Annotated in this window: 17 protein-coding genes, 3 pseudogenes and 3 riboswitches; of the genes and pseudogenes, 9 read left to right on the forward strand and 11 right to left on the reverse strand. The window is 48.1% G+C overall.

What is annotated here, in order from left to right; translation table 11 throughout:
• Positions 1 to 517: 517 nt before the first annotated feature.
• From AC0TWI_RS09880 to pulA, 3 pseudogenes are all read left to right on the forward strand, one after another.
• Positions 518 to 2,671: pseudogene (locus AC0TWI_RS09880) on the forward strand (glycoside hydrolase family 13 protein); the annotation flags it as partial.
• 131 nt (positions 2,672 to 2,802) lie between these two features.
• Positions 2,803 to 2,958 (forward strand): annotated as a pseudogene (locus tag AC0TWI_RS09885) (pullulanase-associated domain-containing protein); the annotation flags it as partial.
• Positions 2,959 to 2,988: 30 nt separating this feature from the next.
• Positions 2,989 to 5,520, forward strand: a pseudogene (gene pulA, locus AC0TWI_RS09890) (type I pullulanase); the annotation flags it as partial.
• A gap of 631 nt (positions 5,521 to 6,151) precedes the next feature.
• On the opposite strand, the gene AC0TWI_RS09895 reads toward pulA, so the two are convergent.
• Both AC0TWI_RS09895 and AC0TWI_RS09900 read right to left on the reverse strand, forming a co-directional pair.
• Complete coding sequence (locus AC0TWI_RS09895; protein ID WP_488126182.1) at positions 6,152 to 6,871, reverse strand: ZIP family metal transporter; 720 nt, start codon at positions 6,869 to 6,871, stop codon at positions 6,152 to 6,154.
• Between the two features lie 327 nt (positions 6,872 to 7,198).
• Complete coding sequence (locus tag AC0TWI_RS09900) at positions 7,199 to 8,530, reverse strand: Na+/H+ antiporter NhaC family protein (protein ID WP_488126183.1); 1,332 nt, start codon at positions 8,528 to 8,530, stop codon at positions 7,199 to 7,201.
• Between the two features lie 172 nt (positions 8,531 to 8,702).
• Here AC0TWI_RS09900 and AC0TWI_RS09905 point away from each other — a divergent pair, with 172 nt between their 5' ends.
• The 3 genes from AC0TWI_RS09905 to AC0TWI_RS09915 all read left to right on the forward strand — a co-directional run bounded on the left by AC0TWI_RS09905 (position 8,703) and on the right by AC0TWI_RS09915 (position 9,716).
• Complete coding sequence (locus AC0TWI_RS09905; RefSeq protein WP_488126184.1) at positions 8,703 to 9,176, forward strand: S-ribosylhomocysteine lyase; 474 nt, start codon at positions 8,703 to 8,705, stop codon at positions 9,174 to 9,176.
• Positions 9,177 to 9,228: 52 nt separating this feature from the next.
• A riboswitch (SAM riboswitch) is annotated at positions 9,229 to 9,328 on the forward strand.
• A gap of 86 nt (positions 9,329 to 9,414) precedes the next feature.
• A complete protein-coding gene (locus tag AC0TWI_RS09910) occupies positions 9,415 to 9,558 on the forward strand; it encodes a hypothetical protein (RefSeq protein ID WP_488126185.1) in 144 nt (47 codons plus the stop codon).
• Complete coding sequence (locus tag AC0TWI_RS09915) at positions 9,555 to 9,716, forward strand: hypothetical protein (RefSeq protein ID WP_488126186.1); 162 nt, start codon at positions 9,555 to 9,557, stop codon at positions 9,714 to 9,716. Before AC0TWI_RS09910 ends, AC0TWI_RS09915 begins: the two co-directional genes overlap by 4 nt.
• Positions 9,717 to 9,805: 89 nt before the next feature.
• Here AC0TWI_RS09915 and AC0TWI_RS09920 read toward each other — a convergent pair whose 3' ends face one another.
• The 9 genes from AC0TWI_RS09920 to AC0TWI_RS09960 form a co-directional block, all read right to left on the reverse strand.
• Positions 9,806 to 11,458 carry an alpha-L-fucosidase gene (locus AC0TWI_RS09920; protein ID WP_488126187.1) on the reverse strand — a complete coding sequence of 551 codons (1,653 nt, stop codon included), beginning with the start codon at positions 11,456 to 11,458 and terminating at the stop codon, positions 9,806 to 9,808.
• A 385-nt stretch (positions 11,459 to 11,843) separates the two neighbouring features.
• Entirely contained in the window at positions 11,844 to 13,208 is a 1,365-nt protein-coding gene (locus AC0TWI_RS09925) for a leucyl aminopeptidase family protein (RefSeq protein ID WP_488126188.1), read from the reverse strand.
• On the reverse strand, positions 13,177 to 14,193 hold the full coding sequence (locus tag AC0TWI_RS09930) for an ABC transporter ATP-binding protein (RefSeq protein ID WP_488126189.1): 1,017 nt from the start codon (positions 14,191 to 14,193) through the stop codon (positions 13,177 to 13,179). The genes AC0TWI_RS09925 and AC0TWI_RS09930 overlap by 32 nt, the downstream gene beginning before the upstream one ends.
• Complete coding sequence (locus AC0TWI_RS09935) at positions 14,183 to 15,187, reverse strand: ABC transporter ATP-binding protein (RefSeq protein WP_488126190.1); 1,005 nt, start codon at positions 15,185 to 15,187, stop codon at positions 14,183 to 14,185. The genes AC0TWI_RS09930 and AC0TWI_RS09935 overlap by 11 nt, the downstream gene beginning before the upstream one ends.
• A 14-nt stretch (positions 15,188 to 15,201) precedes the next feature.
• Positions 15,202 to 16,095 (reverse strand): ABC transporter permease, encoded by an 894-nt coding sequence (locus AC0TWI_RS09940; protein ID WP_488126191.1) that lies wholly within the window; start codon positions 16,093 to 16,095, stop codon positions 15,202 to 15,204.
• Between the two features lie 28 nt (positions 16,096 to 16,123).
• Complete coding sequence (locus AC0TWI_RS09945) at positions 16,124 to 17,044, reverse strand: ABC transporter permease (RefSeq protein ID WP_488126192.1); 921 nt, start codon at positions 17,042 to 17,044, stop codon at positions 16,124 to 16,126.
• 54 nt (positions 17,045 to 17,098) lie between these two features.
• Entirely contained in the window at positions 17,099 to 18,673 is a 1,575-nt protein-coding gene (locus tag AC0TWI_RS09950; protein ID WP_488126193.1) for a glutathione ABC transporter substrate-binding protein, read from the reverse strand.
• A 19-nt stretch (positions 18,674 to 18,692) separates the two neighbouring features.
• Positions 18,693 to 19,685, reverse strand: coding sequence for an asparaginase (locus AC0TWI_RS09955; RefSeq protein ID WP_488126194.1), 993 nt, complete (start codon positions 19,683 to 19,685; stop codon positions 18,693 to 18,695).
• A gap of 15 nt (positions 19,686 to 19,700) precedes the next feature.
• On the reverse strand, positions 19,701 to 20,858 hold the full coding sequence (locus tag AC0TWI_RS09960) for an ROK family transcriptional regulator (RefSeq protein ID WP_488126195.1): 1,158 nt from the start codon (positions 20,856 to 20,858) through the stop codon (positions 19,701 to 19,703).
• A 428-nt stretch (positions 20,859 to 21,286) separates the two neighbouring features.
• Positions 21,287 to 21,391: riboswitch (SAM riboswitch) on the forward strand.
• An 85-nt stretch (positions 21,392 to 21,476) separates the two neighbouring features.
• A riboswitch (SAM riboswitch) is annotated at positions 21,477 to 21,581 on the forward strand.
• 86 nt (positions 21,582 to 21,667) lie between these two features.
• Here AC0TWI_RS09960 and AC0TWI_RS09965 point away from each other — a divergent pair.
• From AC0TWI_RS09965 to AC0TWI_RS09975, 3 genes are read left to right on the forward strand one after another with little or no spacing between them, the layout of a single operon-like run.
• Complete coding sequence (locus tag AC0TWI_RS09965; protein ID WP_488126196.1) at positions 21,668 to 22,699, forward strand: methionine ABC transporter ATP-binding protein; 1,032 nt, start codon at positions 21,668 to 21,670, stop codon at positions 22,697 to 22,699.
• Positions 22,689 to 23,339 (forward strand): methionine ABC transporter permease, encoded by a 651-nt coding sequence (locus AC0TWI_RS09970; protein ID WP_488126197.1) that lies wholly within the window; start codon positions 22,689 to 22,691, stop codon positions 23,337 to 23,339. Before AC0TWI_RS09965 ends, AC0TWI_RS09970 begins: the two co-directional genes overlap by 11 nt.
• Positions 23,340 to 23,359: 20 nt before the next feature.
• Positions 23,360 to 24,190 carry a MetQ/NlpA family ABC transporter substrate-binding protein gene (locus AC0TWI_RS09975; RefSeq protein WP_488126198.1) on the forward strand — a complete coding sequence of 277 codons (831 nt, stop codon included), beginning with the start codon at positions 23,360 to 23,362 and terminating at the stop codon, positions 24,188 to 24,190.
• Positions 24,191 to 24,206 lie beyond the last annotated feature (16 nt).

Raw genomic sequence — 24,206 nt, forward strand, 5'->3', positions numbered from 1 at the left:
CGCTTTCCGCGGGGCTAGGCTTGAGCCCCGCGGAAAGCGCCAGCCTGGAACGTAGATCCACGGATTCAAAGTGAAAAACCGAGAATGAGGAATGGAGTTGTTCAATTTGTCCATCTTCCTCTCTTTTGCTCTTGTCCGGCAGGATGGATTGTGATAGCATTCAATTTGAAGATAACGTTTGCATTTTTCTGCCTTTTTGTGCAAACGTTTTCCTAAACTACAAGTAAAGGAGCGAAATGATTTGAAAAAGTTCTCTGTTAGTCTAATTGCACTCGTGCTTTTTTTGTCGACTTTTGTGCAAACGATTGCACAAACGAGCGATACCACTCATGACTCATCCGCAAGCAAAAATACATACGAGTCTGTTGTATTGCGCGGCAATGCAGAAGGGTTGGATTGGGCTTCGAATAACAACCCTCTCCGCTTCAACGATCGGGAGGCTGTTTGGGAAAGTGCACCTATTCAGCTGCCGGGCGGCAAAGAAGTAGAGTACAAGTTTGTGATGGATGGGAATTGGATGGAAGGTGAAAATCTTGTATTTACTCCTTCACAGTCCGGTTTGTACACTTTTGTTTTTCACCCTGACAATGAACGTCAGGTCGATGTCCGGCTCGACACCGCCGGATATACTGGAAAAGCGGTATTGGAAGTCACATTGCCGGAAAATACACCGGATTGGTCCACCCCTACTGTCGGCACTTCGTTGAATGGGTTCAACTATGAGGTTGCCAAACTGACAAAGATAGATTCAGGTACTTGGACGATTGAGCTTTCAGGAAAGGCCGGCGACACCTTTGAGTATAAATATGCATTAGGCAGCAGCCGTCTTGTTGAAAGCGGAAACACAAGAAAAGCAACATTTACGGAAGAAGGAACCCGTTACGAAGATAAAGTGGAGGAGTGGCCGGCACTGCCTGTTGCCCACAATGTCCTCCATGATTTCAGCTTCTCCCCTGCCGTTCCCGGCGAAAACGATCCGGTTGAAGTGACGGTGACGGTCGAGCATGCCGGCCCGATTACAGACGGGGCCATTTACTATACAACTGACGGCACCTCACCAAGCGGCGAGCGCGGCAGCAGCGAAAACGGCCAGGCCACCCCTTTGGCAAAGCATACTGAAAAAGATGCAGACGGAAAACGGATCACGACTTTCAAAGGGGCCATTCCACAGCAGCCGAACGGCACACGTGTTAAATACATCATTGATGTATGGGACAAAGACGGAATCGGATCGCAATTTGCCGATACGAACAGCCTGCAATCAGAGGATGCAACGGAATTCGCCTATTATGTAGATGATTTCACATCTCCCCAATGGGCAAAGGACGCAATCATTTATCATGTTTTCGTCGACCGCTTTAATAACGGAGACAAATTGAACGACGACCCGGCTTCTGCCGATCTTCCCGAAGATGAAAAACTGAAAGGCTGGATGGGCGGCGATTTGCAAGGACTGCTGGAGAAGATCGATTACATCGCAGAACTTGGCGCCAATACGATCTGGGTTTCCCCGGTGTTTGCCGGTCCCTATTCCCATGGCTACCATCCTGCCGATTTTAAGAAAATCGATGAACGATTCGGCGACGCAGATTTGATGAAAAAAATCATCGACAAAGCCCATGAAAAGGACTTGAAGGTCGTCTATGATTTCGTGCCGAATCACACCTCGAACCAGCATCCATTTTTCCAGGATGCCTTGAAAAATGGTCCGGACAGTCCCTACTATAACTGGTACAAGTTCACAAACTGGCCTGACAAATATGAAGGATTCTCCGGCATATCGGAGCTGCCCGAGTTGAATAACGACAACCGTGAAACCCGTGACTATATGCTGGGTGACGTTTTCCCATTCTGGCTGACGGAACTCGGCTTTGACGGATTCCGCCTCGATTATGCAAAAGGGCCGAGCTACAGTTACTGGGTTGATTTCCGCCATGCCGTTAAACAACAAAATCCGGACGCCTTCATTTTCGGCGAAATTTGGGATAACCGCGAGAAGATCAATTCCTATGCGGGGAGCCTGGATGGCGCTCTGGACTTCGGCGTCAGGGATGCCATGATTGAAACCTTTGCGAAAGACGGCTCGATGAGAAAAATCGCCGATACGATCAAAGAAAACGTGAGCACATACCCGAAGGAATATGTGATGGCCTCCTTCCTTGACGGCCATGACCACTCCCGCTTCTTATTCGAATCCGGCGGCGATAAGAATAAATTGAAACTGGCAGTTGCCGCACAATTCACCTTGCCGGGTGCGCCGGTCATCTATTACGGCGATGAGGTCGGCCTCTCACAAAGCAAGGACCACAATAGCGTGGCCGACTGGAAGGACAGATACTTCAGGGAAATGATGCCTTGGGGGGAACAGCAGGATCAAGAGCTGCTGCAATTTTACAAAGAGATGACTGAATTGAGATCTTCCCATGCTGCACTTCGGACTGGAGACTATAAAAAGATCCTCGCAGACCAGGACCTCTATGTGTACGAAAGGCAAGCCGGCGAAGAACGGATGCTTGTCGCCATCAACAAGGCGGGCAAGCCGAAAGAAATCAATCTGAATGACCTATACAATCAAGACCAGCTGCCGGAGCTGACATTGAAAAATGTGCAGAATGACGAAACGGTCCGTGTGGAGAACGGACAGCTTTCGTTTACACTTGGCAGTCAATCGTTCGCAGTGTATTCCATTTCAGGGACGCTCGAAGCCGGGGATAAACCGGTTGGTGACAAGGAGATCACAACCGATGTGAAAATCCACTTCCAGCCTGCAGAAGGAGACAAGAACGACTGGAACCTCTGGGTCTGGCCGGATGGCATGAGCGGAAAGATTATCCATTTACAGGCGAAGATGACTTCGGCAAAGTTGCCGACATCTCCCTCCCTGGCGATCATGACAAGGTTGGGTTCATTATCAAGCACGGAGACTGGATCAAGGAATCGGACGACCGGTTTATTGAAGGCATATGGTCCGGGAACGATGAAGTGTGGGTGAAAGCAGGAGATAAACAGGTCTACACTTCAAATCCCGACGAGAAACCTAAGACTTTTACCGATCTTGAAGTGACTTTCCACTATTACAGATACGACGGGAATTACAGGGATTGGGATATTTGGCTATGGCCGGATGGACAGGATGGACAGGCCCTCGCCTTCGACCAGGAGACCGATTTTGGCAAAAAAGCGACCGTGAAGCTTTCCAATTTGGAGCCTGTGCAAAAACTCGGCTTCATCGTCCGCAAATCGGATTGGTCAGAGAAGGACATCGCAGAAGACCGATTCATCACCAAATTCACAGATGACGGCAAGGCCGAAGTATGGCTTGTCCAAGGACAAAACAGGATATATGATCATCCCGGAAAGGTGGACCGGACACAAAGAATCACGAAGGCCGCCATTGATGAAATGAATGAAATTACGATTGAGACAAACGTCCCTTTCGCCCTCTCAGACGCCGGTATTGAACTGGAAGGCGCAGAGATTCAACAAATCACACCGGTTGACGCTGTTGATGGAAAAACGAGAAAAGCGGTCATCAAAACGAAACAGGAGCTCGACCTTGGTAAAGATTACGTTGTAAAAATCGCTGGATACGGAAAGGCGACGGTAACGATGGGAAAAGTCGTCGGCAGCAAAACCTTCGATGAAAAATTTTATTATGACGGCAAAGATCTCGGCAATCAGTATGCAAAAGATGCGACCTCCTTCCGTCTTTGGGCACCGACTGCAGCAGAAGCTAAACTTGTAACCTATGAAAAATGGGACAGCGACTCCGGCACTGAAGTTCCGATGGAGAAGGCTGAAAAAGGTACGTGGACTGCCAAGCTAACGGGTGACCAGCTCGGCACTCTTTACACGTATAAGGTGAAAATCGGCGACAAATGGAGCGAAGCGGTCGATCCGTATGCGAAGGCAGTAGCGGTTAACGGAGACAAAGGAGCAGTTGTCGACCTGAACGCAACCAATCCTGACGACTGGTCCTCAAGCAAGCCCGCCTTCAAAAATGCGGTCGATGCTATCATTTACGAAGCCCAGATCCGCGATTTAACCATCCATCCAGAAAGCGGAACAGATGACAAATGGAAAGGTAAGTTTTTGGGTGTGGCCCAAGCCGGGACAAAGGGACCGAACGGTGTAAAAACCGGACTTGACCACATCAAGGATCTCGGCGTAACGCATGTTCAATTTTTGCCGATGTATGATTTCAATACAGCGAGCGTCGATGAAACAAAACTCGATACCCCTCAATACAATTGGGGCTATGATCCAAAAAACTATAACGCGCCGGAAGGCTCTTATTCCACAAACCCTTACGAACCCGCTGTCCGGATCAATGAAATGAAACAAATGATCCAAACCTTGCACGACAATGATCTGCGCGTCGTCATGGATGTCGTCTACAATCATATGTTCAGCGCGTTCGAATCGAATTTCCACCAGCTTGTTCCAGGCTACTTTTACCGTTACAACGAGGACGGCACACTTGCCAATGGAACAGGTGTCGGAAATGACACAGCTTCCGAGCGCAAAATGATGAGAAAATTCATCGTCGACTCTGTCACCTATTGGGCGAAGGAATACAATCTTGACGGTTTCCGATTTGACCTGATGGGAATTCATGATGTGGATACGATGAACGCAGTGCGGGCTGCTCTTGATGAAATCGACCCTTCCATCCTCATCATCGGTGAAGGATGGGATCTGGCAACGCCGCTTGACCCGGCCCTCAAGGCGAACCAGAACAACGCCGGAAAAATGCAAAGGGTTGCGCATTTTAACGATGACATCCGGGATGGCATCAAAGGCAGCGTGTTTGACGAGAAGGACGCCGGTTTTGTCAACGGCAAAGCTGGAATGGAAGACCGGATCAAAAAAGGAGTGACAGGCGGCATCAAATACAGCGATGACATCCGCACATTTGCAGACCAGCCTGATCAGACAGTCACCTATGTCGAAGCCCATGACAACCATACGCTTTGGGATAAGCTAATGCTGACGAACCCGAACGACAGCGAAGCCGACCGGAAGAAGATGCATAAGCTCTCCTCCTCGATCATCCTGACATCCCAGGGCATTTCCTTTATCCATGCGGGACAGGAATTCATGAGGACGAAAGATGGAGACCATAACAGCTATAAATCCCCCGATTCCGTCAACCAGATGGACTGGGAGCGCAAGGCGGAATTCGCGGATGAGGTTGAGTATATGAAGGGCCTGATCGAGCTGCGGAAAAGTCATCCTGCCTTCAGAATGACGTCAGCGGAACAAATCAGGGAGAACCTGGACTTCTTGGATTCACCAGAAAACACGGTCGCCTTCACATTGAAAAACAACGCAAACGGTGACGAATCTGATGAACTTGCCGTCATTTACAATGCAAACAAAGAACCGGTGACCGTCACACTGCCGGCAAATGCTGAGTGGCATACATTAGTGAACGGGGAAAAAGCCGGAACAAATCCGATTGAAACGATTACCGGGAACAAGGTCCAAGTCGACCGGCTTAGCGCCCTTGTACTGGAACGGAAAAGCAAAGGTTCTACAACGGTTATTCTTGATAAGAACAGGATCGGTGAGAAAGGAAAAACGACGGTAGTTTCCCTTCCTGACGCTGGCTCATTCGGCACCGTGAAAGCCGAGATTCCTTCCGACGTTTTAACGGAACTGGTGAACGAGAGAAATACCCTTGTTCTTGAAAAAGGCAAGAAGACAACTATCTCCATTCCGAAACAGACTTTAGCGGAGCTCGCCAAACAAAAGCAGGATAAAACAGTCATCTCTCTCAGCGTGCAACAGGATAAGACATATGGAACGATCCATGAGCTGAAAATAGAAACAGTCAAAGACGGCAAGGCGACTGCACTGAAAAATGCAACACCGCCGATTGACGTGGAGCTGCCATTCGACGGGTCCGCTGTCGCGGACAGCAAAAAGGCAGCACTCTATGAACTAGGAGATAACGGGGAACTGGTTCGGCTTGGCGGCCAAGCCAAAAACGGGCAAATCACTGCCAAGATCAAAAAATTGCTTCCCCTAATCATCAAGTAAGAGGCATGCCCTCACCGCTCTAAAACAATAAAGCATACTGGCCAAACCTCAAAAAGCGCGGATGCCCGACATGGGCACCGCGCTTTTTTTACATAACGAGGCCCTTTTACACCAGTGCCAACGATGTCAGCAAGCCCATCGAAGCGACGAAACCGACGATTGGGCCGCCTTCATTGAAAGCTTCCGGCATCATCGTGGAAGCCAGCATCGAAATGATTCCTCCTCCTGCGAACGAGGCAATGATAGCAAGAGTAAAGGCTGAGGCGCCGTCAAGCAACACATAGCCACCCCAAGAGCCGAGCGTTGTAGCCAATAGTACCGCCATCCACAAAAACCAAATCTTCTTTCTCGAATACCCGCTCTTGATCATACCGAGTGTACTCGAAAGCCCTTCTGGAATATTGCTGATAAAAATAGCCACAACAAGAACGAGGCTGACCGTGTGGCTGACAACCAGACTGGCTCCCAGCATGACAGCTTCCGGAATCGAGTCCATAATCGTACCAAGGAAAAGTCCCAATCCGGAGCCTGCCGTTTCCTCACGCTCCGACCGCTTCCTATTCCCCCCGCCTTTTCTGGCTAACAGCATATCAAAAACAGTAAAAATAAGTGCACCGGTGACAAAACCGATTATAATCGGCTTTAACCCTGCTTCTTCTTCCCATTCCCATAAAAGCTCATAAGCGGCAGCTCCCATCAGGACGCCCGTCCCATAACTCATTATGTAACCAACGAACTTCTTCTTGATCGGCACATAAAGCGATAGGAAGGCTCCAATCAAAATCGCTGAACCGGCAACCACTCCCCACAACATTGCCTGCAACATCTACATCCCTCCTCTACAAACTGTGTATACCCCAATTTGCAGAGGTCTGACCCCTGCTCGTTCAAAGCGCTAAAGGGGTTGTCAGATCTTTCAATTTCTCTGCCTGACTGATTGATGCCTGCCTCCCTCATTCCATTACGTTTAGTAAGCTCAAGTTTGCCGGAGTTATCCTGACCACTCCTTTGTTGGTGCAAGTTTAATTGATCAAACAAAAAAGGAGTTTAACCCCCCGCTTCGGTAAGGCGCTGAAGGCTTGGTGTAAAAACCCTTCTTTGCGCTGTTAAAGCATCGGGAGTCAAACCCCTGGTCTATAAATATACCCCTGGCTTATACGCCAGTGCTGATTTTGCCGTCTTTTTTAATCACACGTTTCAGCTTTGGATAGCCGATGAGAATAGCGATGACGCCGCAGATACCCATGAGAAACGGATAAAATGAGTATGGAAGGATGCTGACTGGCGAAATGGACGCCAGTCCCGCGGCAGCAAGCATTTGCCCTCCATACGGAACAAGCCCCTGCCAGCAGCTGGAAAACAGATCGAGCAGACTGGCCGATTTTCTCGGGTCGAGTTCGTATTCATCCGCTATGCTTTTCGCCAATGGTCCGGTAATGACGATCGATATTGTATTATTGGCAGTTGCGAGATCCGTTACGCTCACAAGGCCAGCAATCCCGAATTCTGCCCCTTTCTTCGATTTGATTCTGCTTGTGATAAAGTGAAGGAGAAAATCTATTCCTCCGTTATGCCTTATGATTTCCACGATTCCGCCAATCAGGATGGCGATGATTGCCAGATCCTCCATGCTGATCATTCCTTCACCGACCGCTTTCAAGAAACTGCTGAATGTATAGGAGCCGTCAAAGATGCCGATTGCACCGGCAAAAATGGTCCCGCCAAGCAGGACAATCAGTACATGCACCCCTGCCAATGCAGCGACCAAAACGGCAAGGTACGGAAGGATTTTTATCAGTTCATAGGAATACTCGGTTCCCAATGAGGCGGAATTCCCCTTGGTGATCAGCCCGAGAATCAAAGCTGTCACAATCGCACCGGGCAATACGATGAAAAAGTTCACCTTGAACTTATCACTCATTTTCGTTTGCTGAGTCCGGACTGCGGCGATCGTCGTATCTGAAATCATTGATAAATTGTCACCGAACATCGCTCCGCCAATGACTGTGGCCATTGCGAGCGCCATCGGAATGCCTGTCTCTCCGGCGATTCCGATGCCGATCGGCGCGAGTGCGACAACTGTCCCCATCGAGGTTCCCATTGAAACGGAAATGAAGCATCCAATTACAAACAGACCGACCATCAGTAAATTTTCAGGCAGAAGAGACAGCCCTAGATTCACCGTTGAATCAACCGCACCCATTCCTTTGGCAACGCCGGCAAAAGCTCCTGCCATAATGAAGATCAAACTCATCAGAATAATATTCGGATGCCCTGCCCCCTTTGCGAACCTCTCCACCTTATCAGCGAATTTTTCCTTGCGATTCATCATCAATGCTGCGGCGGCAGCGATCACCGCTGCCACATTCAGTGGCAGATTGGAAAAATCCTTTGTAAAAATACCTGTCCCGATAAAAAGCAGGACAAATAAAATAAGTGGCATCAGTGCCAACGGACGGCCTTTTTCCATAACTTGCTCCACCATGTTCCTTCCCCCTCCTCGTATGAGTTGCGGCTTTATATCATAGTAATCCAATGTGAATAATTGATTTATATGTTATCTCCTGGACATGGAATCTGTCAATATTCAATTTTCTATTTACTTTTTGCCGATGGATATGTTAGCTTAAGAATCAAAATGTAAGGGGGAGAGAAAATTGGCAGAAGTTGAAAGTTTTCAGCTTGACCACACGATTGTAAAAGCACCGTATGTACGCCTGGCAGGTACGGAAAAGCATGATAAGGGAAGTTCCCTGCAAAAATATGATCTTCGTTTTTTGCAGCCGAATCAAGACGCAATGCCAACCGCAGCCGTCCACACTCTTGAGCATCTTCTCGCGACATATTTGCGCGATGAACTCTCGGGCATTATTGATATTTCTCCGATGGGATGCAGAACAGGTTTCTACTTGATCATTTGGGATGAGCATGAACCAAAGGATGTTGCAGCTGCGCTGACCCGCGTGCTCGAAAAGGTGATTGAGACGGACTACGTCCCGGCCGTTTCAGCGAAGGAATGTGGAAATTACCGCGACCATTCGCTGTTCTCTGCACAAGAATACGCCCGCCAAGTGCTCAAAGCAGGCATCAGCGATGATCCATTCAAAACAAAGGAATTCGCAAAGTCATAAAGCAAGACTTCTTTTGAAGGTTGAAAACAAGCAAGAATTGAATAAGCAAACTTCCTTATCCAAAGAGGTGGAGGCACTGGTCCATCGATCCCTCAGCAACAGACATACATGCACTGTGCTAATTCTATTAGTGCAATGCTTGAAGATAAGGAGTGCGGATTTTCTAGAGACCTCTTCTTTTAACAAGAAGGGGTTTTTGTTATTTTCAAAAACTCGTTGGGAAGGAGGAAGGTATACATTGATGAAGTTGCCTTTTAGAGCGGATTATGGCAAGCAGATTAAAGTTGGGTGTGAGCTGGTGACCGAGGAAGAGTTCCGCCGAGCTAGGTTGCATCTTGAGTTTCTTGAGCAGCGGACGATTTTAAGAGGAAATCATCGATGACTGGCCTGTTCCGAAATAAACGATTCCAATTGATCGGCGTGACACGCAGGAGGCTGTTCATCACGGGCCTCATCCAGGCTGAAGTGATAGTGCTTAGTGCGGCCGTTTTCGGTTATTTGGGGGCATCTGAAATGTTTGGGGATTGGAATATGGAGTGAGGGATGAATGGGAGAAGACTAGCCAGGGGTCATCTATTCCCCTGGCTGATTCCTGTTTCTTCACCATGTCAGCCTCTTGCAGTCGAGAGTCAGTCTCTATTTGTTTCTACTTTTATCGTAATTGTGTCAACCCTTACATCCAAATCTTGATATTTGTGTGCCGGCCGATCTAGTTTGATATGGATTGGTATGATCTCATCTTTCGTGTCTATTGTGAACGGCCCTATCTTGGTGTTAATCAGTTCGTCACCACTGACGATCTTCGTTTCAGGTCCTAATTGAATCGAATAGAAGAGCCCTGGGTTTACCTCTCCCTCTATTTCTACGAACGCCTGGCCTTCCTGTGAGTTGTAAAGGTACGCAGACAGCCTGACATTTGACTGGGACAGGCTCGTGTAGTTTCCGTCGTCCATAAAATTGTACCCTTTTTCTAAATCAGCAGAATGGAGTTCCCACTCTTTATCCGAATTAGCTATAACCATACTTGGAAGGAGGTATAAATCACCTGCCAGTACAACTTTGACCGTTGTAACCAGTTCATCCCAAGGTTGATCAGGGAGTGTAATTTCAATATCCTGCCCCTTTTTTATCCAGTGTAGTTCCCGATTGGAACCGTCTTCCACAATACGCTCGACATCGGTTACCAGTCCCGGAAGCACGATTTTCCCATCATCAGGTGATTTGATTACATGCAAGAAGAGTTGTTTTCCCCTTGCTGTAATCTCTCCCCATGGCTGCTGGCCAAATCTGGTAGGATTCGTTCCTAGAACAGCATCAGGATGGCGGCTGATCCACTCTCCTATTTCAGTCAGCACCTCAGCCTCGAACTCTACGACTGAGCCGTCGCCTCGCGGTCCGATGTTCAGCAAGTAATTTCCTCCGCGGGCACGGACCGAAATCAAACATTCTAATAGGTCGCGGACTTTCCCCTCAATATCATTTCGCTCCTGCCAGCTTCTATACCCCCACGTTGCATGGTAGATGGATGCTGGAGTCTGCCATGCACCATCTAGATTTTCGGTTGGAATTTGATTATCATCCAGCGTTCGGAAGTCTCCTTTATTATTCCATATTCTTCCATTTATAGCGGCATCAGGCTGATAGCGGCGGATCACCTCGGAAAACCTGCTGCTCTGTTCAGCGGACGGGCTCGACATATCAAACCACACTTCTGAAATCGCCCCATAATTCGTCATTACTTCTTTTAATTGTTCCTCGATAACCGGCTCCATCGTTGCCGGTATCGCATTATTGTTGTTATAGTCAAACTCATGGCCGAGATGCCAATCAACCAGCGAGAAATAGACACCGAAGCCTAAGTCCTGTCTTCTGCATTCGTCTGAGAGCATTTTCAGCAGGTCCTTGCCAAAAGGCGTTGATTTTACAATATTGTAATCTGTTGTTTTTGTATCAAACATGCAAAAGCCATCATGGTGTTTGCTTGTTACCACTATATACTTCATTCCAGTCCGTTTGGCCAACGTGCAAATGGCTTGTGGATCAAAGTTTTCCAGCGTCAGCCGGGCTGCCACTTCCATATACTCTTCCTCAGGAATATCAGCCCACATTTGTATCTGCTCACTATACCCCTTTTTAATCGGATCGCCTTTCCATACACCGCCAAGTTCAGAATACAACCCGATATGTATGAACATGCCAAACTGAAGATCTTGCCAAGCTTTTATCCTATCATTATTATCAAATATGATTTCACCGGAAATGCCTTTACTAAGAGTTTCCATGGTTTTTTTGCCTCCCAACTTCTCCACCCTCTAATCTGTAATTACAGTATTTGTGGTAACCTGATATCAGCATCAGGGGCTAGGCTGATCACTTCCCATCCCCTCTCATGAATCGTCCCGTCCTAAATCATCATCCCACTCACGAGGCTTATTCCGCCAAGCCTTGAATATCGGCATGCATAGTCTTGAAATGGGTCTTCATTATAGCGGAAGTGGCTATGCGGCCTAATCTGATTTGCAAGGGGATGGTTGTCTGTTCAGCATACCTTTGATTGGGCTGTAACTCGGTGTCAATCCAGCTTCATCAATGCGTGGTCCAAGCGACCTGCCTAAAGGGCTTGGGACAGCTTCTCCACCTCTGCATTCTGTACGTTGACTTCAATAATCAACCCTTTGTCTCTTCTATCACAATTTCCGAAAGCAGTCTGACTCCGAAGCCAGAAGCTCCAGCAACATGATAGCCTCTCACTCGCCAAGGGCTGACCGTGTTTGCCATATCAATGTGAATCCATTTCCGGTCCTTCTGTACAAAGTTGCTTAGGAAGACTGCAGCTGTTACCGCTCCGCCGAATCGGTTGGAGCTCATGTTGTTAAGGTCTGCGCTTTCGCTTTGCATATAATGCATATACTCTTGGATGACCGGCATTGGCCATACCGGGTCGCCTGTTTTTATTCCCAGTTCCTTCAGGCTCCAAAGTCCGTCTTCTTGATTGCTGAATACGCCTGCGACTTTCAGTCCGAGCGCCTGGCCAATCGCCCCGGTTAACGTAGCAATGTCAATGACTGTTTCCGCGCCGAGCTCCTGCACATGAAGCATGCCGTCAGCCAGAACAAGCCGTCCCTCTGCATCGGTATTGCCGACTTCTACAGTCAGTCCATTCGAATACTCGATAACATCCGAAGGCAGAAATGCATTCCCGCCTGCCACATTTTCCACCAAAGGCAATACCGCAGCAACATGAACTGGTGCTGCAAGATCAGCAAGCAGTTTCATTGCTCCGACAACGGCTGCAGAGCCGCCCATGTCCATCTTCATCTCGGCAATATCGCCGCCCGTCTTGACATTCGTGCCGCCCGAATCGAAGGTGACCCCTTTTCCGACGAGACCGATTTTCTTCCCTTCCTTGTTCTTCAACTCGAGGACCGCTACTTTCGGTTTATGGCTGCTCCCTTTCCCGACCGTGGCTGTTGCCGCGAAGCCCCGCCTTTCCAGCTCGTCTGCTTCAATAATTTCAACGCTCACGTCGGTATCTGCAAAGATTTCCGTCAGCCTGCCTGCATACAGTTCCGGAGTCAATTTGTTCGCAGGCTCATTGCAAAGATCCCGAGCAATATTGACCGCACCCGCACGGATGGATGCCAAACGCTCGTATTCTTTATACGATTCATCAACGAGGAGGACCGTGTCTCCTGATGTTTTTTCCCGCTTGTACGTTTGGAATACATATCCGCCCAAATACCAGCCTTCGAGGAAAGCAGGAATAAGTTCATCCGCACGAAACCCGTCGCATTGATCGATCATGTTGGCAAAATCAACCGTTATCCGTTCCGCTTCAACTTTTCTCGTTTCCTTTCGAATAGACCCGCCCAGATTTCTGATGTCATCCAATGTCAGTTGTTCTTTGCGGATGCCCGCATACAGAAAAAGACCCTCTTGTTCCCTGACAAGGCAAAGGCTTCCGAATGAAAGGCTCTTTTCGCCCAGCCCCTCTATAGTTTTATCTTTGACTGTCACGACTTGTAAGTTCATCGTCCATGCCTCCCTCTCCATATAAATGACAAGCTGCGACTTGGTCATTCCCAAGATCGCGAGGCACCGGCACCTGTTGCTTGCAAATGTCCATCGCAAACGGGCAGCGTGTATGGAACTTGCAGCCGCTCGGTGGATTTGCCGCATTTGGAATTTCCCCGGTCAGTACAATCCGTTCTCTCTTCTTTTTTGGATCCGGCTGCGGAATCGAGGCGAGCAATGCCTGCGTGTATGGGTGCTTTGGACTCTTGAAGATCTGCTCTTTTGTCGCCACTTCAACGAGATCGCCCAAATACATGACACCTACCCGGTCGCTCACATGCTCGACGACACTGAGGTCATGCGAGATGAATAGATACGTAAGCTTCAACTCATCTTGGAGATCCTTCATCAAGTTTAGGATCTGGGACTGGATGGACACATCCAAGGCGGATACAGGCTCATCGGCAATGATCAGCTCAGGCTGCAGAATGAGCGCCCGCGCGATGCCGATCCGCTGCCGCTGCCCGCCGCTGAATTCATGAGGAAACTTGTTCAGATGGAATTCGCTGATCCCGCATTTTTCCAGCAGTCCCCTGACAATATTGTTTTTCTCAGCATAGGACATTTTCGGATAATGCACGGTGAGCGGCTCCATCAGGATCTCCTTGACCCTCATCCTTGGGCTCAGGGAAGCGAGCGGATCCTGGAACACCATCTGCATCTGCTTTCGGTAACTTTTCCATTTTTTATCCGAAGCACCCGCCAAATTTTCCCCTTTAAAGATGAGATCCCCGGAATCAAGTGTGATCAGGCCGTTTATGAGCCGGCCAGTCGTTGACTTCCCGCAGCCCGATTCACCGACAAGTCCGAAGGTCTCCCCTTTTTTAATCGAAAAAGAGACACCGTCGACCGCTTTTACATATTTCCTCTCTTCAAACCAATTTTTAGCGAGGGGAAAGTGTTTTTTTACGTTTTTTACTTCGAGCAATACTTCACTTTCCATATGCAAACTCCCTCCCTTCCGCTTCCTCTTCCGTTTCGTACAGCCAGCATCTTGTTGAGTGGCCCTCTACATTGACGAGATCCGGTTCTTTCTCATGACAAATGGCCATCGCATGTTTGCATCTTGGCGCAAATTTGCAGCCCTTTGGCATAGCGGACGGATTTGGCACGGTTCCGGGAATCGAGTAAAGACGCTTCGCATTGGAACCAAGCTTCGGCACGGAACTGATCAGCCCTTGCGTATACGGATGCTTCGGGTTTTCAAACAGATCATTGACCGTCGTTTCCTCGACAATTCTGCCTGCATACATGACAACAACCCGGTCACACATCTCCGCAACAACGCCGAGGTCATGGGTAATCATCAAAATCCCCATATTCGTTTCTGTCTGGATTTTCTTCATCAAATCAAGAATCTGCGCCTGGATCGTCACGTCCAAGGCGGTCGTCGGTTCATCAGCGATCAGCAGGGAAGGACTGCAGGATATTTGCATGCCGATAATAACCCTCTGTCTCATACCGCCGGAAAGCTGATGCGGATATTCTTCCATGATCTGTTCAGCCCGGGGAATGCCGACCGATTGCAGCGTTGCAATCGCATGCTGATGCGCTTGCTTGCGGTTCATCTTCAAGTGAAGCTGGATCGTTTCACGCATTTGCTTGCCGATTTTCAGCACAGGGTTCAGAGAGGTCATCGGCTCCTGGAAAATCATCGACAGCTCTTTTCCCCTGTAGTTCTTCATTTTTCTTTCAGGAAGTTCAAGGAGGTTTTGGCCGTTGTAAAGGATTTCCCCGCCGATAATTTCCCCGGGAGTATCGTGCAATAGTCTCATAATCGAGAGGGAGGTGACACTTTTGCCGCAGCCCGACTCGCCGACAATCCCTAGGATCTCTCCTTTGTAAATATCAAAGCTGATGCCATGGACGACCGGCATAACACCGGAATCCGTCCGAAATCCTGTCCTCAGGTTCTTTACTTCGAGTAATTTTTCCATCGCTTCTCTCCCCCTTATTCTTTCGTCTTCGGATCCAGCACGTCTCTCAGCCCGTCTCCGAGCAGGTTAAAGGCGAGCACCGTCAGGAAAATGATCAGTCCCGGGAAAAATACAATGTGGAAAGCCGAGTCAATATAGTCGCGCGACATGCTCAGCATAGCTCCCCAATCAGGCGAAGAAGGCTCCGCTCCCAGTCCGAGGAAGCTCAAGCTGGCTGCAGCCAAAATGGCCCCTCCAACTTTCATCGTGAAATAGACGATGATTGTCGGCACTGTTTCAGGGAAAATATGCTTCCAGATGATGCGGCTGTTTCCTGCACCGATGGACCTTGCCGACTCGACAAAAAGCTGCTCTTTTACTTCAAGCGTGGCCCCACGAACAATCCTTGCAAATGATGGAACACTGAAGAATGCAACAGCGATAATTACGTTCTTCAGGCCCGGCCCTAAAATGGCCACGATACCGATCGCCAAAATCAGATCAGGGAAGGCAAACAGGACGTCACAGACCCGCATGATCGTCTTATCCAGCCATTTTCCGAAATAACCGCTGATCAGTCCAAGAACCGTCCCGACAATTGTTCCGATCAAAACTGCCGCTAATGAGACACTCAATGTGATCCGCGCACCGACGGCAAGCCGGCTCAATATATCCCGTCCGTATTCATCGGTTCCGAAAAAGTGCTTGCCCGAAGGCCCTTCCAAAATCGATTCATAATTCGGTTCTGCCGGGTCATATGGGACAACCATAGGTCCGACTAGCATAATCAGCCCTAGAAATAGGATAAAACCCAGGGATATTAGTGCCGGTTTCTTTTTGCGGAACGCCCGCCAAAATTCTTTAAACCGGTTTTCTGTTTTTGGAGCTTCCACTTTTGGTGTGACAGCTTCTACTGGTAGGTTGCTCAATGCAGTCTCCCCCCTTTTAGTTATGATGTTATTCGTATCGGATCTTTGGATTCAACAGACCGTAGATGATATCTACGAGCATGTTCACAATAATGAATTGGAAAGAAAATAAGAGGATCTCCGCCTGAACAACCGGATAATCCCGGAATTGTATCGAATCAATCAGAAGCCTTCCAAGCCCCGGAAAACTGAAAACCGTCTCTACGACGACTGAGCCGCCGAGCAAAAAGCCGAACTGCAGCCCGGCTACTGTTACGACCGGGATAAGCGAGTTTTTCAGCGCATGGCCGAATACGATTTGGTTTCCGCCAAGCCCTTTCGCCCTGCCCGTTCTGATGTAATCCTGCTTCATGCTGTTCACCATGGAAGAGCGTGTAAACCTGGCGATCATCGCCATGATTCCAGCCCCGAGTGCGAACGAGGGCAATATGTAACTTTTCCAATCATCCGCCCCGCCCGTCGGCAGAATGCCAAGCTTTACGGAGAACAGCTGGATGAGCACCAGGCCGACCCAGAAGTTCGGAAGGGAAATACCAGATACGGCGACAAGCATTCCGAGATGATCCGGCCATTTATTGCGAAAAACTGCCGAGACGACTCCAATCAGAATACCGACTACGAGCGCCCAGATAATGCTTGTAAATGTCAACGCGAGCGTAGGCCCGATTCTTTCGGCAATCAAGTCACTCACCGGCACGCCTGATTTGACCGAATAACCGAGGTTTCCGGTAAGCAAATCTTTCAAGTACACGACATATTGCTCAAGCAGGGGCTTATCAAGGCCGAGTTTCACCCTGACGGCCTGCACTTCTTCAATTGTCGCTTCTTTGCCCGCGATCAATCGCGCCGGATCTCCGGGAATCAAGTGAATGAACATAAATATGAAGAAGGAGACGACAAGAAGCAGGGGGATAAGACTGAGTATACGTTTCAGGATGTATTGCCACATTCGCTAGCACCTCCAATAAAGAAGGGGGCTGAATTTGTCAGCCCCTATCCATTTTTACTTTAATTTCGCATTCGTCACACTGATGGAGCCGTCTGGAAGTACGTAGACACCTTCCAAATTCTTGCTGTGAGCAGAAAGGATTGTATCAGATGCGAGGAAGATCCAAGGTGCTGCGCTGTAGGCTGTCTTTTGGATATCCGCATAAATTTCTTTCTGCTTGTCTGGATCTGCAGATTCATTCGCTTCCTTGATCCACTTATCAACATCTTCGTTATGGAAATAAGCTGTATTCGCCCCATTTGGAGGGAAGAATTCACTGCTGAACAGGGAGCGAGTCGCGCCGTCTGCGTCTCCTGAAGATGGAGACCAGCTCACATACCACATTTGCACTTTTGCTTCCTCAGGTGTAGCTGGAGTGTAGATTTCGTCGGACAGCGTACCCTCTTCCATCGACTTGATCGTTACATTAATGCCGATTTGGGCGAGCTGCTGCTTGATGAATTCCATGCCCTTAATTGTTTCGGAGGTCGTATTCCCCCAAATCTCCGCTTCAAATCCGTCTTCATAGCCTGCTTCCTTCATTAATTTCTTTGCTTTTTCCACATCAAAATCATAGGCTTCTTGCTTAGAGTAGAACTGCGTTTCGGAAGACATCGTCGAATCGAGCACTTTTCCGTAACCATTCTTAACTACCTTGATGTACGCATCTTTATTGACTGCATAGTTCATAGCCTGTCTGACTTTTTCATCAGTAAATGGCTCTTTGAATGTGTTGATGGAAACATATCTTGCGATTGTAGACGGTGTTTCCTCAAGCTTTACATTATCTGCTTTTTCAAAGTCTTTCGCACTTTGCTGCGGTACCGGGTAGACAAAGTCTGCTTCGCCTGTTTTTAGCATTGCTGCACGGGAGCCGTTCTCTGGAACAGGGCGGAACGTTATTTTTTCGACATTTGTAGCTTCCTCTGCCCAGTAGTCGTCAAACTTCACAACTTCAAGCGTATCTCCCTGATTCCATTTGCTGTACTGGAATTGGCCTGTACCGACAGGGTTGCGAGCGATATCTTTGCTTTCATCAGCAATCGCTTTTGGGGAGATCATTGAAACCATGGCAAATTTGTTGATCATCGCGCTAAACGGCTGAGACAGTGTAAATTTCACTTCGTAGTCGCCGGTAATCTCCATTGAGTCAACGTACATGAAATTACGTTTTGCACGAAGGTTCTTTTCCTCATCCATAATGCGGTCGTAGTTCGCTTTTACCGCTTCGGCATTAAACGGCTCGCCGTCATGGAATTTTACGCCTTCTCTCAATTTGAACGTATAAGTGAGTGCATCCTCACTGACTTCGTAATCTGTGGCCAGCACCGGTACGATGTTCATGTCCTGGTCAAAACCGACAAGCCCTTCATACATTGCTCTTGCTCCGAAGATGGAAACGGTATCCCCTGCTTCATGCGGGTCGAGCGTAACAAAGTTCTGGTCAATGGCAATATTGATTTCATTCGATTTCTTGCTGGCGGTCTTGCCCCCGTTACTGTCGCTGCCGGCCTTTTCTCCGCCAGAAGAACAGGCCGAAATGATCAATGCCGCAATAATGATGAACATACTTAAAAATCTTTTCTTCATTTTCCTTCCTCCTTATGTGTTATAAAATGATTTTCGCTTCGCCGATGACCTTGCCGCCGTCATTGAATATGTCTTTTGAACGCAGATCCAGCAATCGGTCGATTGTCGCTTTGTTGCTGTAGCCAATCTTCTTAAGTATTTCTGCCACAAGCAGCGGCCAAAGGAGCTCTGTGCCGCTCAGCACTTTTAGTGCAATGCTGATCTTTTCCTTTCTTAGTGCCAGACAATACACCCCTTGCGCGCCTCCTTTGGCGACAATATTGCTGTCTTCCAATAGGGCGGTGCAGATAAAGCGGTGGGATGCGACGATTTCCGGATGGGCATTCATCACTTCGCCAATCTTCATAATTGCTGCCGCTGTTTCCGATTCATCGATCATCTCCGGTACCGCAAATTTCAAATAGGAAATCGCCATATTTCTTAGCGGAACCCCATATACCGGCGCGCCGCATCCATCCATCCCTTTTGCAATCTTATCGGGCGCTGTTTCCGAAAGGGCGGCGACGAGACGGAAGATTTCCTGCTGCAGCGGGTGCTCCGGCTTGTCATATGTATGGAGGTCATACCCTTTCTCTTTTGCATAGCCAAGGAAACCAAGATGCTTGCCCGCACAATTATGCATCAGCTTTCGTTTTGTCTTATGGGCGCAGACATATTCCAGCTTCGGTTCCTCATTAAGGGGCAGGCTTTCGCCGCAGACGAGCAGATCTTCTGCAAGTCCAAGCTTTCCGGCAAGGCTTTCGAGTGCGTCCTGATGATAGATTTCTCCTCGCTGGGATGCAGTAAAAAGTGCTGCTTCCTCGAGGGTCAGGTTGTATTTGTCTATGATATCCGTCGTAAAAACAGGAATCGCCTGAATTGGCTTCATGGCTGACCGGTAAAAAATATTCTGGTCAATATTCCCCTTGGAATAGATCACCTCCTTGTTCCCGTCCAGAACTGCAATAGCACCCTGATGGACGTTTTCCAGCGTACCGCCGCGGTATTCCTCCGCAATGATTGGATTGCTCATGATTATGCCTCCTTGCTAAAAATCAATTTCCTTGATGAACTTCCGGAGAACACTCATTGCTGCACCTTTTACGACACCCATTTCACTTTCTTCCGCTGTCCTGATTAGAAAGGTGTCGCTGACGGGTGTCCATAGCTTTTTGAGTGCATTTTCGAACACCCTTTCCCGGAACTCGGGGTATTTTTCAATCAGACTGCCTGTAAGAACGACAGTATCCGGGTTATACATGCAGACAACATTATTGATTGTGATCGTGGCGTATATGATCGCTTTGTCGATAATATTCACTGCCCATTTTTTGCCTTTCTCGTAACCCAAGATTATGTCTGCGACCGACTCGACCGCTTCCGTTTTCGACGCCTCATCTATCAGGAATTTTTCTGCGATGTATGTCTGCAGACAGCCGAAGTTGCCGCATGGGCAGTAGATTCCGTACGGATCAACAATGGTATGACCGACCTCTCCGGAAAAACCATCCCCTCCCCGGTAAATTTCCCCGTGGACGACAAGAGCCGAGCCGACCCCTGAGCCGAAAGTGATCATCACCATCGTCTCATCCTCGCTCCCCTTCATTTTGTTGTATTCAGCAAGAGCCTTCAGCTTTAATTCGTTGTCAACATAACATTTGAGACCAAGCTCTTCTGTGAGCATGTCACCGAGCGGCACCTTTTGCCAATTCAATTGGGCAGACAATTCGACAAAGCCCGTTTCGTTTAGTATCAAACCCGGCAAGCCCACACACACACCGGCAATTTGCTGTTCGCGAATTCCGGCTTCTCGCATCATTTCTTCCGTCTTTTCAGCGATAAAGCGAACTGTATCCGCAGGTCCTGTATTCTCGTATGTATAAATCCTTTTCATTACGCATTCCATCAACAGATTCATGAATCCGATTGAGATTTCATTTTCATCAATTTCTATTCCTGCGGAAATGACCGATCCCCCGTCAGGAATAAAGTACGTTGCTTTTCTTCCGACGGTGCTTTCATTGATGCTGACTTCCTTGATCAATCCTGATTCCAGCAGGGAAGAAACAATCCGGGATGCTGATGTCGGACTCATCGTCGTCCGTTTGGCAATTTCAGCCCTAGAAATTGGACCAGATTCCAAAATCAGTTCAAGCACGAGACTTTGGTTCTCTTTTTTAAGAAAATCCTGCGTTTTAATCTTCATTCTGCCACCCCCTTAGGGACCACTTATCCCACCATGTTATTAATTCCAGTACCTCCCGGCCATAAATTCAATTTTTTTATGTAATATTGCATTTTCAAACCACTATTGGCGTTATTTTCTCCAGTGGTGTTAATTGAAAGTATAAATTAAGGTAAAAATTTAGTCAATAATGTATTTTTAGAAATGTATGCGCTATTTCCGATAAAAACAGACGGAATTAATCCAATGATGGAAGAAAAGAGCCGGATCTTTTTCTTACTTATTAGGTTTGCGCTCCTTCCTAATTGCATGAGGTTCTCGCCCGGAGAAATACTTTACTTGCGGAGGAGAATTAAAAACTTTTAAAAATTGTTGTTGACTTTCTTGTTTTCAAGCTGTAAAGTGATATTCAAGTTCAAGTTGATTGTTTAGTTGAATAGTTGAGAATCTTCTTATCGTGAGAGGTTGAGGGACTGGCCCATTGACGCCTCGGCAACAGACTTGTTTCAAGTACTGTGCCAATTCCAGCAAGCGTACTGCTTGAGAGATGAGAAGAGGACTGAATGTTTAAATTCTGCCCTCTTCCCCATCCGGAAGAGGTTTTCTTTTTCTCAAAGACAAAAACAACTGAATAGCAATTTCTTATCCAGAGAGGTTGAGGGACTGGCCCTGTGACACCTCGGCAACAGGCTATTTTTTAGCACTGTGCCAATTCCAGCAAGCTTTAAGCTTGGGAGATAAGGAGAGTTTCCGGCAGCAGTGATTTGCCGGTTCGTCCTCTTCTTTTCCGAAGAGGGCTTTTTTTATGAAAATGCAAAGGAGACATGAATATGATTGAATTCCAGAATGTTCGGAAGGTATATGGGAGCGGCGAAAATGGAGTTGCCGCGTTGGATGGAGTGGATCTTAAAGTTAAAAAAGGAGAGATCTATGGGGTAATCGGCTTCAGTGGTGCGGGAAAAAGCTCACTCATCCGCTGTGTGAATCTGCTGGAGCGTCCGACATCAGGCAAAGTCATCGTCGACGGCCATGACTTGACCACTCTCCCGCCAAAAGAGATACGTGAAGTAAAGCGCGGGATTGGGATGGTGTTCCAGCACTTCAACCTTCTCAATTCAAAGACGGTGTTTGCCAACGTTGCCATGCCCCTTCTGCTCTCCAAAACACCAAAGGATGAAGTTCGCAGGCGTGTAGAAGAACTGCTTGATTTCGTGGGGCTCGGCGATAAAGCGAACAGCTATCCAGATCAGCTTTCCGGCGGACAGAAGCAGCGGATCGGAATCGCCCGGGCGCTCGCAACCCAGCCTTCCATCCTGCTTTGCGATGAAGCGACTTCGGCTCTCGACCCGCAAACGACGAGCCAGATTTTGCAGCTGCTAAAGAAAATCAACGAGGAGTATAACATCACCATCCTGCTCATCACCCATGAGATGGCTGTAATCCGTGAAATCTGTGACCGGGTCGCCGTCATGGAAGCAGGCAAAATCATAGAAGAAGGTTCAGTGTTTGATGTTTTCTCAGCACCAAAGACCGAAACTGCCAGGAATTTTGTTTCTACAGTTATGAACGATCAGCTTCCGGAGTCAATTAGGAAGATTGTCCAAAACAATGATGGGCTGAATAAGGTTTTCCGAATCAATTTTATCGGAGAGTCAGCTGGACAGCCGCTTCTATCCGAACTCGCCAAGAAATTCAATCTCGACATCAATGTTCTTTTCGGAAATATTACCGAGTTGCAAGGAATACCATTTGGCAATCTGATTGTCGAGTTCCAGGGTGAAGATAAGGAAATCCAGCGGGCCCTTTTGTATATCGCCCAAAAAGAAGTGAACATCAAGGAGGTAACCGCACATGCTAGTTAATTCGCAACAGATCATTGATGCCCTGATTGAGACCGTGCAGATGGTCGCATTCTCGCTCTTATTCTCGCTCATTCTCGGCCTCCCGCTCGGCGTTCTGCTCGTTGTGACGCGCAAAGGCCATCTGCTCGAGAACGTTCCGTTTTTCAACGTGCTGAATAGCATCATTAACGTGCTTCGGTCGATTCCGTTCATCATCTTGATGGTCGCCATCATCCCGATCACCCGCCTTCTCGTCGGGACATCCATCGGAACAGCCGCGGCAGTCGTTCCGCTCGTCTTTTATGCAGGTCCTTACATTGCAAGACTGATTGAAAACTCACTGCTTGAGGTCGACCCGGGCGTGATTGAAGCGGCAGAATCAATGGGCGCAACGCCTGCACAAATTATTTTCAAGTTTTTGATTCCCGAGGCACTCAGCTCTCTCGTTCTTGCATTTACTATCGCAACCATCGGACTTATCGGCGCTTCTGCAATGGCGGGCGCAATCGGCGGCGGCGGACTCGGAGATTTAGCCATCACTTACGGTTACCAGCGTTTTGATACGACCACCATGCTGATTACTGTCGGCATTCTCGTCATCATGGTCCAAGGTCTCCAATCATTCGGAAATATTTTATCGAAAAAAATCAGAAGAAGATAACTTCAGGAGGAACAAACACAATGAAAAAACTACTTTTAGCGATCAGCATCCTAACATTGGCACTATTCAGCGCAGCTTGCTCGAAATCGGCAGGCGGAGAAGAGAAGAATCAAAAGGTGAAACTCGGCGTCAGTGGAACTGACACAAGGGTGTGGGATTTCGTCAGCAAAAAAGCGGCAAAAGAAGGAATCGATGTGGAGATTATCACATTCTCCGACTATGTTCAGCCGAATATTGCCCTTTCAGAGGGAGAACTCGATGCAAACTCATTCCAGACTGTTTCCTATTTCGATTCTTTCATCAAAGAACATAAGCTCGACCTCGTTCCAATCGCCACAACACAGATCGCACCGATGGGCATTTACTCGGAAAAATACAAGTCGATCAAAGACATTCCGGAAGGCGGAAAAATTGCCGTTCCAAATGAAGTGACGAATATGGGCAGAGCGCTGCTTTTGCTTCAAGAGGCAGGATTGCTGAAGCTGGAAGACAATTTTGATGGAAACGGTGCGGTCGAAAAGATTGTTGAGAACCCGAAGAAACTTGAAATTGTCCAGGTTGTTCCAGGCCATGCTCCCCGCTCACTGCCTGACGTTGCAGCAGCAGTTATCAATAATGGCGTGGCAGTTGACGCAGGCCTGACGCCGACAGAAGATGCACTCTTCCATGAGAGCGAAACGGCTACACAGTATATCAATATTATCGCCGTCCAGGCAAAAGACAAAGACAATAAAACATTAAAACGCCTAGCTGAATTATACCAGGAAGACGATACTGCCGATTTTATCAATAAAGAGTTCAAAGGAAACGCCATCCCTACTTTCGTGCCGCTCAGCAAGATCGGCTGGTAATCATAACTGAGGAGGA

This window comes from Lederbergia sp. B243.17, from assembly GCF_057657925.1.

Bases quoted from the DNA above. Each gene is read 5' to 3' on its own strand.
- AC0TWI_RS09960 (WP_488126195.1), bottom strand. From the start codon at position 20,858: ATGAAGATTAAAACGCAGGATTTTCTTAAAAAAGAGAACCAAAGTCTC.
- AC0TWI_RS09915 (WP_488126186.1), top strand. From the start codon at position 9,555: ATGACTGGCCTGTTCCGAAATAAACGATTCCAATTGATCGGCGTGACA.
- AC0TWI_RS09895 (WP_488126182.1), bottom strand. From the start codon at position 6,871: ATGTTGCAGGCAATGTTGTGGGGAGTGGTTGCCGGTTCAGCGATTTTG.
- AC0TWI_RS09930 (WP_488126189.1), bottom strand. From the start codon at position 14,193: ATGGAAAGTGAAGTATTGCTCGAAGTAAAAAACGTAAAAAAACACTTT.
- AC0TWI_RS09965 (WP_488126196.1), top strand. From the start codon at position 21,668: ATGATTGAATTCCAGAATGTTCGGAAGGTATATGGGAGCGGCGAAAAT.
- AC0TWI_RS09925 (WP_488126188.1), bottom strand. From the start codon at position 13,208: ATGAACTTACAAGTCGTGACAGTCAAAGATAAAACTATAGAGGGGCTG.
- AC0TWI_RS09920 (WP_488126187.1), bottom strand. From the start codon at position 11,458: ATGGAAACTCTTAGTAAAGGCATTTCCGGTGAAATCATATTTGATAAT.
- AC0TWI_RS09950 (WP_488126193.1), bottom strand. From the start codon at position 18,673: ATGAAGAAAAGATTTTTAAGTATGTTCATCATTATTGCGGCATTGATC.
- AC0TWI_RS09935 (WP_488126190.1), bottom strand. From the start codon at position 15,187: ATGGAAAAATTACTCGAAGTAAAGAACCTGAGGACAGGATTTCGGACG.
- AC0TWI_RS09975 (WP_488126198.1), top strand. From the start codon at position 23,360: ATGAAAAAACTACTTTTAGCGATCAGCATCCTAACATTGGCACTATTC.
- AC0TWI_RS09900 (WP_488126183.1), bottom strand. From the start codon at position 8,530: ATGGTGGAGCAAGTTATGGAAAAAGGCCGTCCGTTGGCACTGATGCCA.
- AC0TWI_RS09955 (WP_488126194.1), bottom strand. From the start codon at position 19,685: ATGAGCAATCCAATCATTGCGGAGGAATACCGCGGCGGTACGCTGGAA.
- AC0TWI_RS09945 (WP_488126192.1), bottom strand. From the start codon at position 17,044: ATGTGGCAATACATCCTGAAACGTATACTCAGTCTTATCCCCCTGCTT.
- AC0TWI_RS09970 (WP_488126197.1), top strand. From the start codon at position 22,689: ATGCTAGTTAATTCGCAACAGATCATTGATGCCCTGATTGAGACCGTG.